General features: G+C 38.6%; 15 protein-coding genes, 1 pseudogene and 1 other annotated feature. Of the genes and pseudogenes, 13 read left to right on the top strand and 3 right to left on the bottom strand.

Annotation, left to right across the window (positions count from 1 at the left end; all coding sequences use genetic code 11):
* Window positions 1–292: 292 nt before the first annotated feature.
* The 3 genes from AC1DSL_RS12635 to proC form a co-directional block, all read right to left on the bottom strand.
* Entirely contained in the window at window positions 293–922 is a 630-nt protein-coding gene (locus tag AC1DSL_RS12635) for a cupin domain-containing protein (protein WP_477532434.1), read from the bottom strand.
* Window positions 923–1,262: 340 nt separating this feature from the next.
* Window positions 1,263–2,285, bottom strand: coding sequence for an NADPH dehydrogenase NamA (gene namA / locus AC1DSL_RS12630; RefSeq protein ID WP_477532433.1), 1,023 nt, complete (start codon window positions 2,283–2,285; stop codon window positions 1,263–1,265).
* 50 nt (window positions 2,286–2,335) lie between these two features.
* Window positions 2,336–3,148, bottom strand: a complete 813-nt coding sequence (gene proC / locus AC1DSL_RS12625) for a pyrroline-5-carboxylate reductase (protein ID WP_477532432.1) — start codon at window positions 3,146–3,148, stop codon at window positions 2,336–2,338.
* A 45-nt stretch (window positions 3,149–3,193) separates the two neighbouring features.
* Window positions 3,194–3,404 (bottom strand) — a binding site (T-box leader).
* 234 nt (window positions 3,405–3,638) lie between these two features.
* On the opposite strand from proC, the gene AC1DSL_RS12620 reads away from it, so the two are divergent.
* The 13 genes and pseudogenes from AC1DSL_RS12620 (at window position 3,639) to AC1DSL_RS12560 (ending at window position 14,326) form a co-directional block, all read left to right on the top strand.
* Complete coding sequence (locus tag AC1DSL_RS12620) at window positions 3,639–4,583, top strand: MBL fold metallo-hydrolase (protein WP_477532431.1); 945 nt, start codon at window positions 3,639–3,641, stop codon at window positions 4,581–4,583.
* Window positions 4,570–5,322: an SDR family NAD(P)-dependent oxidoreductase gene (locus AC1DSL_RS12615; RefSeq protein WP_477532430.1), complete on the top strand. Its 753-nt coding sequence runs from the start codon at window positions 4,570–4,572 to the stop codon at window positions 5,320–5,322. The genes AC1DSL_RS12620 and AC1DSL_RS12615 overlap by 14 nt, the downstream gene beginning before the upstream one ends.
* 159 nt (window positions 5,323–5,481) lie before the next feature.
* Window positions 5,482–6,690, top strand: coding sequence for an argininosuccinate synthase (locus AC1DSL_RS12610; protein WP_477532429.1), 1,209 nt, complete (start codon window positions 5,482–5,484; stop codon window positions 6,688–6,690).
* Entirely contained in the window at window positions 6,687–8,057 is a 1,371-nt protein-coding gene (argH, locus tag AC1DSL_RS12605) for an argininosuccinate lyase (RefSeq protein ID WP_477532428.1), read from the top strand. Before AC1DSL_RS12610 ends, argH begins: the two co-directional genes overlap by 4 nt.
* A 164-nt stretch (window positions 8,058–8,221) precedes the next feature.
* The gene (locus tag AC1DSL_RS12600; RefSeq protein ID WP_477532427.1) at window positions 8,222–8,449 is read left to right on the top strand and encodes a helix-hairpin-helix domain-containing protein; all 228 of its coding nucleotides are present in this window, start codon (window positions 8,222–8,224) and stop codon (window positions 8,447–8,449) included.
* A gap of 120 nt (window positions 8,450–8,569) precedes the next feature.
* Window positions 8,570–9,129, top strand: a pseudogene (lepB, locus tag AC1DSL_RS12595) (signal peptidase I).
* Window positions 9,130–9,155: 26 nt separating this feature from the next.
* The gene (locus AC1DSL_RS12590; protein ID WP_477532426.1) at window positions 9,156–9,668 is read left to right on the top strand and encodes a hypothetical protein; all 513 of its coding nucleotides are present in this window, start codon (window positions 9,156–9,158) and stop codon (window positions 9,666–9,668) included.
* A complete protein-coding gene (locus AC1DSL_RS12585; protein WP_477532425.1) occupies window positions 9,658–9,798 on the top strand; it encodes a hypothetical protein in 141 nt (46 codons plus the stop codon). Before AC1DSL_RS12590 ends, AC1DSL_RS12585 begins: the two co-directional genes overlap by 11 nt.
* A 145-nt stretch (window positions 9,799–9,943) precedes the next feature.
* Window positions 9,944–10,810 carry an ABC transporter permease subunit gene (locus tag AC1DSL_RS12580; protein WP_477532424.1) on the top strand — a complete coding sequence of 289 codons (867 nt, stop codon included), beginning with the start codon at window positions 9,944–9,946 and terminating at the stop codon, window positions 10,808–10,810.
* Window positions 10,811–10,814: 4 nt separating this feature from the next.
* The gene (locus AC1DSL_RS12575) at window positions 10,815–11,876 is read left to right on the top strand and encodes an ABC transporter permease (protein WP_477532423.1); all 1,062 of its coding nucleotides are present in this window, start codon (window positions 10,815–10,817) and stop codon (window positions 11,874–11,876) included.
* Between the two features lie 280 nt (window positions 11,877–12,156).
* Window positions 12,157–13,284, top strand: coding sequence for a DUF4362 domain-containing protein (locus AC1DSL_RS12570; RefSeq protein WP_477532422.1), 1,128 nt, complete (start codon window positions 12,157–12,159; stop codon window positions 13,282–13,284).
* 75 nt (window positions 13,285–13,359) lie between these two features.
* Complete coding sequence (locus tag AC1DSL_RS12565; protein ID WP_477532421.1) at window positions 13,360–13,884, top strand: GNAT family N-acetyltransferase; 525 nt, start codon at window positions 13,360–13,362, stop codon at window positions 13,882–13,884.
* Between the two features lie 136 nt (window positions 13,885–14,020).
* The gene (locus AC1DSL_RS12560) at window positions 14,021–14,326 is read left to right on the top strand and encodes a hypothetical protein (RefSeq protein ID WP_477532420.1); all 306 of its coding nucleotides are present in this window, start codon (window positions 14,021–14,023) and stop codon (window positions 14,324–14,326) included.
* Window positions 14,327–14,329 lie beyond the last annotated feature (3 nt).

The following is a 14,329-nucleotide window of genomic DNA, read 5'->3' as shown; positions in this document are numbered from 1 at the left end:
AGCCGAGGAGGCTAGCGTTTCGTCCGCGGAAAGCGAAAGAAATAGCCGACCACAATCTTTTTCGATAGAGTGCAAAAAATAAGAACTCAATTTTTATACTTTTATATTAATTATTATTCTTTTGTCAACAAGCTGAAATGACTGCCTTTAATCGGCAGTCATTTTTTTGTTTGAGGGATTTTTGCAGTTAATAGAATCCCCATGCACGTCTTCAATAATATATTGATAGGTTCCTATAGGCTGAACAATTAAGTATACAATCTTCTTTTGCCATGGAATTAAAAGGACTCCTTTAATGATTGGGGTAGGGATTATATTCTTGCGTTGGAAATACAYGGCTATCACATTGATTAATGTTATTTGAATAAAGCACATTGCTTTCTTCAGTCTTTATGCAGCTCGTAGGTGGTCCGATATAAGTAGGGGGATCAAGCGGGGCGATGGCTTTTTTCCATTCCCTTTTATCCAAGCAATAGGTATGCGCCATAATACTTGCAGGTGTCAGCTTCAAAATATCGGAACCAAGAATTACTTCAGGCGTTGGGGCATCAAAGATTGCAAGTAGATGTGTGGAATCCTCTGTGGCAAATTCATAATGCCACCAGCCTTGGGGGATGTTGACAACTTCCCCTGGAGTAATTGAATAATTTTGAAATTGCCTAGTAAATGGATTTAGTAATGAAACAGCTACTGCTCCAGAAATGCAATAAACAAGCTCTTCAGCATTAGGGTGATAATGTGGCTCGACGACATTGGTGGCACTAAGGTAAATATCAAGTAAAGATAAATTTTTCAAAGTATTTAATTGCTGTTTTCCTAAAATATTTATTAAGTTTTGGTTATCTTTTTTAAAGAAAGGACTTTTATTAACATCAAAAGTAAACTGCGTATTTTTTGAGGTGTAATCAATTGGTGAACTCATAAGTCGACCTACCTTTAAACAATTGTAATATGCATATTAAGCACATTCTTCGCATGATATGTTTTAAATTGAATTGTTGTGTAGTACGAACGAAAATTTCACAAAAAAAGAAGTGAGTGTTATTAAAAATGAAACTAAGGCCGGGAAGCGTACCAATTCTTTTTGAGTTACCTTTTGGTTGTCAAGAGATGAGAATTTTACAGAATAAAAGTAATAATAATAAAATAAGGGTTATCAATTCATATACGAATTGATAACCCTTTTGCATTGCTTCTTATTTAAATTTTGTATTTCGAAACAGAACCCGTTAGCAAAAGGACCCTTTTGTTATTCCATATTCTTATAGCCAGCCGCGTTCATATTGGAGCGGTGATTTGATTTCCGTGCGTAGTTCTTTTGCTGCACGATATGGCCAGTATGGATCGCGTAATAATTCACGTGCCAAAAAGATTAAATCAGCACGATTATTCTTCAGGATTTCCTCAGCTTGAAGTGGAGAAGTAATCATCCCGACTGCACCTGTAGCAATCGGAGTCCCATGTTTAATCGTTTCAGCAAACGTAACTTGGTAGCCAGGGAATGATTCGATGGTTGCAGGAACGTTTGCTCCCGAGCTTACGTCAACCAAATCAACATCTTGTTCTTTCATCCACTTGGTCATCGTTACATACGCTTCTGGTGTCATGCCGCCTTCCGTATAATCATGTGCGGAAATGCGGACAAACAATGGACCTTCCCAAATGCTACGAACTGCGTCAATCACTTCGCGAAGCAAGCGGTAGCGGTTTTCCTCACTGCCKCCATATTCATCCGAACGTTTATTTGTTAATGGAGATAAAAATTCATTGATTAAGTACCCATGTGCACCGTGCAGTTCAATGACATCGAATCCAGCTTCTTTGGCACGAATTGCCCCAGCCTTAAAAGCATTGACTGTGTTAGCAATATCTTCTTTTGACATCTCAACTGGTGTTTTATATTGGTCATTAAATGCAAGAGGGGAAGGGGCAAAAATGTCACCATCCACCGTTGATTTACGACCGGCATGTGCTAGCTGGATGCCCGTTTTCGATCCATGTAATTTCATGGATTGAACAAGTTCAGTCAAACCTGCTGTGTGTTCATCACTCCATATGCCTAAATCCTTTACAGAAATTCGGCCTTCGGGTAAGACTGCCGTTGCTTCTAGAATAATCAATCCTACTTGGCCAACTGCACGTGTTGGGTAATGGACGCGATGCCAATCTTCAACATGCCCATTTTGATTATGACTTGAATACTGGCACATCGGTGCCATCACGATTCTATTTTTGAATGTGATATTTTTGATTGAATATTCTTCGAATAATTTAGCTTTTGCCATAAAATGCTATTCCTCCTTTTATGTATATGAGGTATTATAGCAAATTTGTCCTAAATATAGCGCTTTCCAAGCTCACGGGAACGTGTTTCGGCTTCGTTCAAACAACTTCCAAGCATGTCGATAAATCCTTTTTCCTGTAAAGCTTGGATTCCGGCTTCTGTTGTACCTCCTGGACTTGTCACATGTTCTCTAAGTGTAGCTGGTGAATCGGTTGACTGTTTTAACATTTCTGCTGAACCAGCCAAAGTTTGGACAAGTAAGTTACGTGCAACATGTGGGGCAAGCCCACTTGCGACCGCCGCTTTTTCAAAGGCTTCCACAAAATAATAGACATAAGCAGGACCGCTGCCTGATAAAGCCGTAATGACATGCAGCTGATCTTCTTCCACTTCAATGACGGATCCAATAGTACGCAGCAGTTGCATAATTTCCTCTTTATCAGTGTGATTCATTTGTTCATTCCAGGCCACCGCACTTGCAGACATCCCGATGGTAGCTGAGGTGTTCGGCATACAACGGGCAATCGGACGTTCGCCCAGTCCTTGCCCGATTGTCGACATTGGAACTCCTGCTAGAATCGATAACACTACTGCAGTCTTCGAAAGGTAAGGGGCAACTGCCTGCATGCCCGCCTGAACGTCTTTCGGTTTCATTGCCAAGATAATCAAATCTGCCGTTTTCAATATTTCTTTGTCTTCACAAACGACTTGTACTCCGTATGTTTCATGAAGGAAAGTCAACTTCTTGCGATCGGATTTGTTCATAACAAATACGTTCTGAGGGGCAACAGTTGCCTCTTTCATCCAGCCATGAATCATCGCTTGCGCCATCGAACCTGCTCCAACAAATACAATCGTTTTCATTGTTACTCCTCCTTTTTTGTATAAAAAAATGCGCTCCCGTCCTAATGAAAGGACGAAAACGCATGTTTCCGCGGTACCACCTTGTTTTGCCCCACATGGAGCACAACTTGTTCCTTCTTATCGCGAAGGCACGGCCATGTTTGCATGGCGGCTCCAAAGTAGGTTCATCCTGTGAGCGGGAAGTGTGTCTTTCAGCCGGTGAACACACTCTCTATATTCCTTCAACACGATTACTGTTCTTTATCAAAGCCTGAACGTTCTAAATTATTGAAATTATAGGCTTGTTTACGAAGAGTTGTCAACTGATGAATAAAAATTCGAAAGATAATTATTTCATTGTATGCAGAGTTGGGTGCAACTTTTCCATTTTTGTTCAACTTTCGTGATTTCGTTGTTACTCCTCATTTTTCTCACTAATCTTAAAAGTGACGCGAACTTGTAAAAATTGTACAATAGAGTGAATAGTGATTCATTTTAAGGAGAATGCCATATGATCCACAAACTTATATTGCCTACACCTTTTGCTGTAGGGGATGTTAATGCTTATCTTTTAAAAGGAGATACGCTTTCATTAATTGATGCAGGTCCAAAAACACCCGAAGCTTATGCAGCACTTGAACGAGGGATAAAAGAAGCGGGCTATTCGTTCAATGATGTCGAGCAAGTTTTCTTGACGCACCATCACCCTGACCATGCAGGCTGGATTGACGCTTTTCCAAATGCAAAAGTATATGGGCATGTCTATAATGACCTTTGGTTGACTCGAGATCCAGCTTTTTTTGCCTATCATGATGAGTTTTATTTGGAACGTTTAATTGAAGAAGGTGTTCCAGAGAAATATCATGCATGGGTGGAGAAAATGAAACGTCCAGTTGCTTTCATGGGCAATCGTCCACTTGATGTGACAGTGGAGGAAGGCGATGCACTTCCTGGACATCCAGGTTGGACGGTCGTTGAAACGCTTGGTCATGCACAGAGTCATGTTTCTTTTTGGCATGCTGAGAGCAAAGAGATGATTGGTGGGGACCATATCTTAGAAAAAATCTCATCAAATCCTTTAATTGAGCCTCCACTTGATCCAAGTGCTAGACGTCCACGAGCAATGATTCAATACAACGAATCATTGAGAAAAGTCCTGACCATGCCAGTAGAGAAAATTTACAGTGGTCATGGCAATGAAGTATTCAATGTCCATGCATTGATTGCACATCGCTTAGAAAAACAACATGACCGTGCGATGAAAGTCCATGCGATGCTTGCTGAAGAACAACTTACCATTTTCGAAATCACACAAAAATTATTTCCATTTGTCTATGAGAAAGAACTGGGTCTGACACTTTCTGAAACCATCGGACAAATAGACTATTTGCTTGCTGAAGGACTTGCCATCGAGTCACACGACCAAAATGGGGTATTCACTTATGGGCAAGCCTAAAACGGTTTTGATTACAGGAGCGACAAGTGGCGTTGGGCTACAGGTTGCAAAAGATTTATGCCAACAAGGATACACTGTATATGCAACAGGTCGTTCTAAATCTGCTCTCGAAGATCTTAGATCTCACGGAATTCATGCAATTGAAGCTGACTTGCTGACAGATCAAGGTCTAGAAACTGTATTGAGTCAATGTCCGGCTCCTGAGGTTGTCGTCTTTTCTGCAGGTGTGGGAACGTTTGCTTTGGCACATGATACTACTGACCAACAAATTGATGACATGATGCGTATTAATATAACAGCACCCATGAAATTGACAAGCAGGATTTTACCTTTAATGATAGAAAGGAAATCAGGGCATCTCATTTATGTTGCGTCACAGGCTGGGAAAATCGCCACACCAAAAGCGTCTGTGTATGCAGCAACGAAGCACGCGCTTCTCGGTTACGCTAACGCTACACGAATGGAAGTCCAGCCACACGGGATTTACGTGACGACCATCAATCCAGGGCCTATCGATACACCATTTTTGGATTTAGCGGATTCAACGGGTACATATAAAAGTTCACTTAAAAAGTTCTTGTTATCAGTCGGGGAAGTTTCAAGTGCGATTGTCAGAGTAATTGAACGTCCTGTACGTGAAGTGGATTTGCCTTGGTATATGGGCATTTCGAGTAAAGCATACAATATGGCTCCCGGGCTAATTGAACGCGTAGGACGAAATTTTTTCATGAAGAAATAAGAATGTGATCAAGAGCACCAATGCGGGTGTTCTTTTTTTGAATAGTTAAACTTTATTAAATGTATGAGTATTCACTTGTATACATTTTTATAACATGATATTATCTGTGTATATTAATTCATTAAATGTGAATAAACATACATTCAGGAGGAATGACAAATGAACAAAAAAGTAGTTCTCGCATACTCAGGTGGTCTAGATACATCCGTCGCAATTCCGTGGTTAAAAGAACAAGGTTACGATGTAATCGCTGTTTGTCTAGATGTAGGTGAAGGAAAAGATTTAGAGTTCATTAAAAAGAAAGCACTGCAAGTCGGTGCTGTTGAAAGTTACATGATTGATGCAAAAGAAGAATTTGCGAACGAATATGCATTACTTTCACTTCAAGCACACACATGGTATGAAGGGAAATATCCATTGGTTTCGGCTTTATCCCGTCCGTTAATTTCAAAAAAATTGGTTGAAATCGCACACCAAACCGGAGCAGATGCCGTAGCTCATGGCTGTACAGGTAAAGGCAATGATCAGGTGCGTTTCGAGGTATCGATCAAAGCATTGGATCCTTCCTTGGAAGTAATCGCACCTGTTCGTGCGTGGGGTTGGTCTCGTGAAGAAGAGATAGACTATGCGAAGAAAAATAACATTCCAATTCCAATAAACTTAGATAGTCCATTTTCAATAGATCAAAACTTATGGGGTCGTGCCAACGAATGCGGTATTTTAGAAGATCCTTGGGCTAAACCACCAGAAGATGCATATGATTTAACCGTTGCACTAGAAGATACGCCAGATACAGCCGATTTGATTGAGATTACGTTTGAACAAGGTGTACCTGTTGCGTTGGATGGAGTTTCCTATCCATTAGCTGAGCTTATTTCCGAGCTGAATGTAATCGCTGGGAAACACGGAATCGGACGTATCGACCATGTCGAAAACCGTCTAGTCGGTATCAAGTCACGTGAAGTATATGAAGTGCCTGGTGCTCACACACTATTGCTTGCGCATAAAGAACTTGAAGACATTACTCTTGTTAAAGAGCTGGCTCATTTCAAACCGGTTATCGAGAAAAAATTAACGGAACTGATCTATGAAGGATTGTGGTTCTCTCCATTAAAAGTGGCACTAGAATCTTTCCTTAAAGAAACGCAAGTGTATGTCAACGGTGTGGTGCGTGTGAAACTATTTAAAGGTCATGCAATTGTTGAAGGACGTAAATCGCCAAATTCACTGTATGATGAAAAACTAGCCACTTATACTACGGATGATGAATTCAACCATGAATCTGCTGTGGGCTTCATCGAGCTATGGGGACTTCCGACAAAGGTTCATGCCATGGTTAACAAAGGAAAAGAGAAGGTGTCGGAATGACCAAACTATGGGGCGGCCGTTTTCAAAAGTCTGCTGAACAATGGGTTGATGAATTTGGCGCATCCATCGGCTTTGATCAACAACTCGTCATGGAAGATTTGACGGGCAGCATGGCACATGTAAAAATGCTTGGCGACTGTGGAATTTTACCTGCTGAAGATGTTAGCAAGATTGTCGACGGTCTAGAGCAATTGAAAGTAAAAGCAACGAATGATGAGCTGGTATTTGAAGTTGCAAACGAAGACATTCATTTAAATCTTGAAAAAATGTTGATTGATTTGATCGGGCCAGTTGGTGGCAAAATGCATACTGGACGTAGTCGAAATGACCAAGTCGCAACAGATATGCATCTCTTTTTAAAAACTCGTGTACAAGAAATTATTGAGAGCATCAAAGCGTTTCAACAAGCAATACTAATGCAAGCAGAGCAACATGTTGAAACCATTGCACCTGGCTATACGCATTTGCAACGTGCGCAACCCATTTCGTTTGCTCATCATTTGATGGCATACTTCTGGATGCTTGAGCGTGATCAGGAACGTTTGTCTGAATCACTTAAACGTATTGATATTTCACCATTAGGTGCCGGCGCACTTGCAGGTACGACATTCCCGATTGATCGTGAAAAAGCAGCCAATACCCTTGGGTTTGAGCAAGTGTACCAAAATAGCATGGATGCCGTGAGTGACCGTGATTTCATCGTGGAATTTTTAAGTAATGCCTCACTTGTGATGATGCACTTATCGCGTTTCGCTGAAGAAATCATCCTTTGGTCGAGCCAGGAATTTCAATTTATTGAACTCGACGATGCGTTCGCCACAGGCTCCAGCATCATGCCACAAAAGAAAAATCCAGATATGGCCGAGTTAATCCGCGGAAAGACGGGTCGTGTGTACGGGAACTTGTTTAGCCTGTTGACTACGCTTAAAGGATTGCCACTCACGTATAACAAAGATATGCAAGAAGACAAAGAAGGCATGTTCGATACGGTTCAGACTTTGAATGGATCTCTTCAAATTTTTGAAGGCATGGTAAGAACCATGACTGTCCACACAAAGCGATTAAATGAAGCGGTGCATCAAGACTTTTCAAATGCTACGGAACTTGCCGATTACTTGGCGACAAATGGTATGCCGTTCCGAGAAGCACATGAAGTCACAGGGAAGCTCGTTTTCCTATGTATCCAACGCGGCATTTACTTGTTGGACCTTACGATAGAAGACTTGCAGGAAGCCAGTAGTTTAATTCAACCCGATATCTACGATGTACTGTCACCCGAAGCGGCAGTTAAGCGAAGAAATTCGCTTGGGGGAACTGGTTTTGATCAAGTCCGTATGCAAATTGAAAAAGCAAAATCATTAGTATGAAAACATCCCGCTTGTTAAGCAGTAGCTGACAGGTGGGTTGTTTTTTTAGTTTTGAATTGTTCGTCGTTTTGAAAAGGGGGGAAAGAAGGACATAAGTGGATGATTATAGAAATTAATCCTTAACAATTTTATTTTGAATAATCATTCAAGAAAGGTGAGAAGTAATGACGAAAAATAATAGTAGTTTAATAAGTGACATCCCAACTTCTATAGGCGCACCAGCACGACGTGCACTGGTTGGAGCTGGATATCTCCAGCTTGAGCAATTAACCAAAGTTAGTGAGGCTGAGGTTTTGAAATTACATGGAATGGGTCCGAAAGCGCTTGATATAATCCGACGCGCATTAATTGAAAAAGGATTAACTTTCGCAAATGGTTCTGAGATTAAATGACTCAATATTGATTTGAAACTTTTACTTTTTACTTTTCGTCTTCGTAGTAAGTGAAATAAAAAAATCATGTAATGGAATAGAAACGAACAATTATTGTTTTAGATGCCAGGAGGCCAAAGGATGGAACAAGTTAAAAAAGAAAAAAATGAGGTCTGGGAGTGGGCAAAAGCATTGCTCATTGCCTTTAGTGCAGCTTGGCTAATTCGTTATTTCTTATTCACCCCGATTGTTGTCGACGGGGAATCAATGATGCCGACTCTTGAAAATGGAGAGCGAATGATTGTTAATAAAATCGGCTACGAAGTTGAGGGTCCAAATCGGTATGATATCGTAGTTTTCCACGCAACTGAAAACAAGATTATATTAAAAGAGTGATTGGATTGCCAGGAGATCATGTCGCTTATAAAAATGATCAATTATTTATCAATGGTGAACCTCAAGAAGAACCCTATTTGGAATCAAATAAAAACGAAGTGAGCAGCGGTACTTTAACAGAGGATTTCACCCTTGAAGAACTGACAGGAGAGAAAGTGATTCCAGATGGTTACTTGTTTGTGATGGGAGACAATCGGAGTAACAGTACAGACAGCCGAATAATTGGTTTAGTCCCGATGGAGGAAGTCATAGGCAGCACAAGCGTTGCTTTTTGGCCACTAAATGAAATCGGTCGGGTTCAATAACTATATATGATAGGGAGAAATTTATAGTGAAAAGGTGGCAAATGAATCAATGGTTTTTCCTGATTCTATCAATCTTTTTGGTGGGGTGTGCTCCAGATGTTCCCGAGATCAAGGATGGAAATTCACATGTGACAGAAGAAATGGATGAAGTTATTTCGGATTATATCGTAGAAAAATACAAGGGCATATACTATCCATCAGAGAAACAATTTGAAGTCCACAGAATCTATGGGACCAGTGAAGAAAATGGAGTAATAAACGTATACATGTGGTCATATTTCAGTGGATTCAATAAGGCAAATGGAGTCGAAAGTCAATCGGGGCACTCGTTACCTGCGTTGATACAATTGAAGAAAGCTGATTCTGGTTATGAAGTTATCAAATACATTGAACCAAAGAACGGTAATCAGTACGCTTCTTCAGTAAAGAAAATGTTTCCGGAAAAATACGCAAAAATAGCAGTGCATGATGCCGAAACCATCGAGAGTTTAGAAAAAGAGATGAGTGAAAAAGTGGAAGACTGGTTAAATGAAAAATAAAGTAACTTGGTCTCCTGATAACACATATGAGTACCAGGAGGGAAAAGAAGCATTCATCAAACAATTGATAAAAAAGTTGAAAAGTGGACTTCGCAACAATTCTGATCTGATTCTTGGGCTACATACGTAGCTCTTTTTCTTTTGTTCAAAATTCTTGTTGTTGAATAATAAATAATCAGAAAAGACAATTAATGTCTATTACAATTAATGACAGTATGGTAATGTTAACTTTAAGTGTAATTTTTTGGATTATGAACTTAAGGTGGAGAATTGATATGATTTCAAGTTTAGGAGTCTTAACACGTTTTCTTTATGTTGTACTCGGTATCGTTTTGTTGAGTGCTTTTGTAGGGTTATTTACAAATGGTATCCAACTTGATTTCACTTTGTTTCTGGACAATGTGTGGCATATCGTCACGTCTCTTATTGCCCCTGAAAAATTAATCATTTTAGGACCGACCAACCATGAATATTCGATTTTCTTGAATTTTTGGGATTACTACTTTTACTCATTAACCATTTTTATTTCGGCATTATGTATAGCTATTATCTTCGGTTTATTAATTACGTACTTCACAGTCCTGCTTCCAAAAAAAATAAACGATATGGTATCTAGAATCGTATCGTTGTTGGAATCCTTACCCGACTTATTCATTATAATGCTCATTCAATTTTCTGTTATTTTATATTTCAAGCAAAGCGGCCATTTGTTATTTCCTGTAGCAGGCTCATCCCAGAACCAAACATATTTCTTACCGATTGTTACGTTGGCCTTGATTCCTGCATTCATGATTTTCAGAATCAACCTTCATTTAGTAAGCGATGAATGGAATAAATCATACGTAGAATTGGCAAGAAGTAAAGGTTTTAATAAAACGGAAATCTTCTTTTACCATGTGCTGAGAAATATCACACCAAGCATCTTTAATCATAGTAAAACGATTGTTCTATATTTATTGTCCTCAATGGTAATTTTCGAGAAACTATTCAACATCTATGGAATCTTTACTTTTATAATGAGCTATCCAAATCCGAATGTGATCGCATTCACATTGATCATGTTTTTTGTTCCGATTTTCCTTATCTATGCAGTCATTACTAGCCTTATAGAAAAATATACTGGCCAAAGATTGGAATGGTGATTACGTGTTTATCATAAAAAGACTTCTTTTAAACAAGTTGTTTCTTTCTGGCTTCCTCATCATCAGTGGACTGTTAGTAGTCAGCACGCTATATTTTTTCTTATTTAATGATCGAATTCCTACAGCTTCATTACTTTATGATAGCCAGGGGAAACCATTACCTGCACCTTACAGTTATAAAAACTTTCCTCCCTTAGGAACTGACAATTTTGGACGGGATATATTTATCGTCATGCTTGTAGGAGCAAAATATACAATAGCAGCGGCATTGATTATTACATTTCTCCGCGTTTTTCCATCCATTTGGATTGGGCTTTTTATTCATTTCTTCCTGCAGAAAATTGAAAAACCTCTTAAATCAATAGCGGATGCATTTAATTACTTCCCAATGACTTTATTGGCCTTTCTACTATTGAACGGAATCTTAATTTCAGAAGTGGAGATGTTACTTGTAGATGGTGCCTTAATCAAAGGGCCGGAGCCATTGCCCTATTGGAGCAGGATACTATTCTATTTCGTTATTTTTGCCCTTCTATTTATTCCAACAAATTCGATCTTGATTGCAAATGAAGTAAAGTCCATTTATAAGAAGGAATTCATAGAAAGTTCCAGAACGCTTGGAGCCAGTAATTGGCGAATTGTCACCAAACATATCAAACCTTTTTTAGTTCCTCAACTGGCGATTATTTTCTTAAGGGATTTCATTCACACCCTGATCTTGATGTCCCATTTAGCCGTACTTGGGTTATTCATAGGAGGATATATGAGGCGTGGAGATTTATTTGGCTTTACAAAACAAATCTCCAATTCAAACGAATGGGCTGGTTTACTTGGAATGTGGTGGGAATTTTTATGGACTTCTTATCCATGGATTGCTTTCATTCCAATTCTGTTTATTTCGCTTCTAATCCTGTCTGCTAAAGGGATGATGGAAGGCTTGACGAGAGTATTAGCAGCTGTCGATAGCATGAGGGAGCCTGTTCAAAAACGAATTGAAATTGAAACCATTAAAGGTGATCGTCCATTTGAGAGGATTCATTTATCCAACGTTAAATTAATCAAATGAAGTGGAGTGAATATGAATTTATTCATAGTATCAAGGGGGACTTAGAATTTCTTTTTGAGGAGGAGAACAGTTAGTCCACCACAAAATATCTTGGTGAACGGGGCAATGGCGACTGTAAAATACAAAAAGGGCAAGGGTACCATCACTATGAAATATATTTAATAACAATGACACATACGCTTATTAACTAATAGGACTTTACTTCAAAAGAGGAATGTCTTTCTTTTATCTTTTGGCAGAGGTATTCATTACAAATTCGCAAGATGGATGTGAGGAGTCGATGAAGAATTTTACGTATAATATCCTTCTATTGTTAATTATCATTCTAGTTGGTTGCACCACGGTCGGAAATGACAGTATCAAAGGAGGAACTCAAAAAGCTGATAGTTATAAACTCGAGGTAAAGGGCGTACATAATGTTGATGTTCTGGATACCCATGGAGGAGTTGAGGGCTGGGAACAAATGCAGGGTTTCTATGACAACATCCAGAACGGGATTGCTTCAGATTTGCGTATTGTCCATTACACGATTGAAGGAGCCCCAATAGTAACTGATTTAACATATAACGGAGAATCACTTGAAGTGAAGAACGATTATAGTAGAGACACTTATGGAAGTGGCGAAATCATTACCAACAAATGTGGCAATATGGTTAAGGAAACCAACGATACCAATCTTTCATATATCGCGATTGACTGTAATGGTATTCCGTATGGGATGGATAAAATTTTACAAATAAGCTACGACAGCAGTGAGCAGGATCTTTTTGAGTTTGAGCTGATGTATGGAGAGGAGCTCGAAAATGAAATCAATACTTTAACAAAACAGKCGAAAAAAGAAATCACTGTGAATGAAACGCAAGTAATGGCCGATTTTGATATACCACCACATATAAAGCAAGAGGTGTATAAAAGATTAGTGTTTGCAAATTACTTAGCTGAAAAAGATCTGAAGGCGATGTGTGATATTGAGGATATAATGAACTATCAATTAAAGGTGCACATTAACAGTGGTCAACGAGTATTTCGCTGGGCTGCATGCGACCAAAGCGTGGATGGTGTGAAATTAACAGAGGTTGCAGAATACATTATCGAACAATCTGAAAAGGAACAAAGTGTTGAACCAGAAATCAAAGTTCAAGGTTATGTCCTAGAAATGACGAAGGATACAATGTTAATAGTTGAAGAAATAAATATGCTTGATTTTGAATGGATCAAAGTTGAACTGCCTCAATCAGATATGAATTCGTTTGTGTTTGACTTTACCAATTTAGAAGGCGTCAATACCACGGAGTTCAGTATTGGAGATAAAGTTCAAGCAACCTTAAATGGAAATGTAAGAGGATCCAAACCAGGTACTGCAAATGTGAAAGATATTAAGAAAATAGAGATAAATGCTAACGACTAATTTAGTGTCGGATTATTCTCCCTTTAAATGAAAAATCATAAGGGGATTCTAGGATTAAACAAAAGGAGTGAGAAAATGTTTCCTATATTAGAAACTGAACGATTAGTTTTGAGAGAACTCATTGAATCTGATGCATTAGATATATTAAATTGTTTCTCTAATTCAGATGTATTGCGTTATTACGGACAAAATCCATTAACAAGTGTAGATCAGGTAAAACAAATTGTCAGGAATTTTTCGAAGAATTACGATGAAAAAAGTGGTATTAAATGGGGAATTGAAATGAAAGGTACGGATGGAATTATCGGAACAATTGGGTTACAAGATTGGTCACAAGGACATAAGCGAGCAGATATAAGCTATGCACTTTTTCCTGAACATTGGGGCAAAGGATATGCGACTGAAGCTGTTAGTAAAGTGATTTCCTATGGTTTTAAAGAACTTGGTTTAATGCGGATTGGAGCAGTTGTTTTCGTTGAAAATAAAGCATCTAATGAGCTGTTAACAAAATTAGGCTTTGTAAAAGAAGGAACTTTGAGAAATTATATGTATCAAAATGATGTTCCATTTGATACTGATATTTATTCTTTGTTAAAGTGAAAACCATTGAGAATAACAAATTGTTATAGAACAAACGAGTGCTTATGAGATTAAGAGCTATGATACAACTGCACATTCACAAATTTTTTCGTTTGAAAAAATGAAAGGATTAATTCTTTTAAGAAGGTGGAGCAGAATGAATACTTTATTAGAACTGCTACGTATCGTTATTATCTTTATATTTTTTGGTACTTTGGGTGCGGTCGTAACAGGAAACATATATACAAGATTTGAAGTGAATGAAACATATTCTTGGCTAGGTGCAGTAGCTATTTTATTAATTCTTTTTGTTTTGTATCGAAATAAGTGGCAATTCTCTGGCTGGAATAAAGTAATTGGCAGAGAAAAGCTTTCAAAAACTGTTTCATTGACACTGATTTTAGTTTCTTTTGTACTAATTATCTCACCTTTAATCTTGAGTTTTGTACAAAATACTAAATAATTC

The organism is Paenisporosarcina sp. P4_D4 (assembly GCF_056401835.1).
Note: the sequence above shows the minus strand (reverse complement) of the source record. Positions and strands in the feature narration are given on the sequence as shown.

Excerpts from the sequence above, each read along its gene's own strand:
- proC (WP_477532432.1), bottom strand. The coding sequence starts at position 3,148 with ATGAAAACGATTGTATTTGTTGGAGCAGGTTCGATGGCGCAAGCGATG.
- AC1DSL_RS12620 (WP_477532431.1), top strand. The coding sequence starts at position 3,639 with ATGATCCACAAACTTATATTGCCTACACCTTTTGCTGTAGGGGATGTT.
- AC1DSL_RS12615 (WP_477532430.1), top strand. The coding sequence starts at position 4,570 with ATGGGCAAGCCTAAAACGGTTTTGATTACAGGAGCGACAAGTGGCGTT.
- AC1DSL_RS12610 (WP_477532429.1), top strand. The coding sequence starts at position 5,482 with ATGAACAAAAAAGTAGTTCTCGCATACTCAGGTGGTCTAGATACATCC.
- argH (WP_477532428.1), top strand. The coding sequence starts at position 6,687 with ATGACCAAACTATGGGGCGGCCGTTTTCAAAAGTCTGCTGAACAATGG.
- AC1DSL_RS12600 (WP_477532427.1), top strand. The coding sequence starts at position 8,222 with ATGACGAAAAATAATAGTAGTTTAATAAGTGACATCCCAACTTCTATA.
- AC1DSL_RS12585 (WP_477532425.1), top strand. The coding sequence starts at position 9,658 with ATGAAAAATAAAGTAACTTGGTCTCCTGATAACACATATGAGTACCAG.
- AC1DSL_RS12580 (WP_477532424.1), top strand. The coding sequence starts at position 9,944 with ATGATTTCAAGTTTAGGAGTCTTAACACGTTTTCTTTATGTTGTACTC.
- AC1DSL_RS12565 (WP_477532421.1), top strand. The coding sequence starts at position 13,360 with ATGTTTCCTATATTAGAAACTGAACGATTAGTTTTGAGAGAACTCATT.
- AC1DSL_RS12560 (WP_477532420.1), top strand. The coding sequence starts at position 14,021 with ATGAATACTTTATTAGAACTGCTACGTATCGTTATTATCTTTATATTT.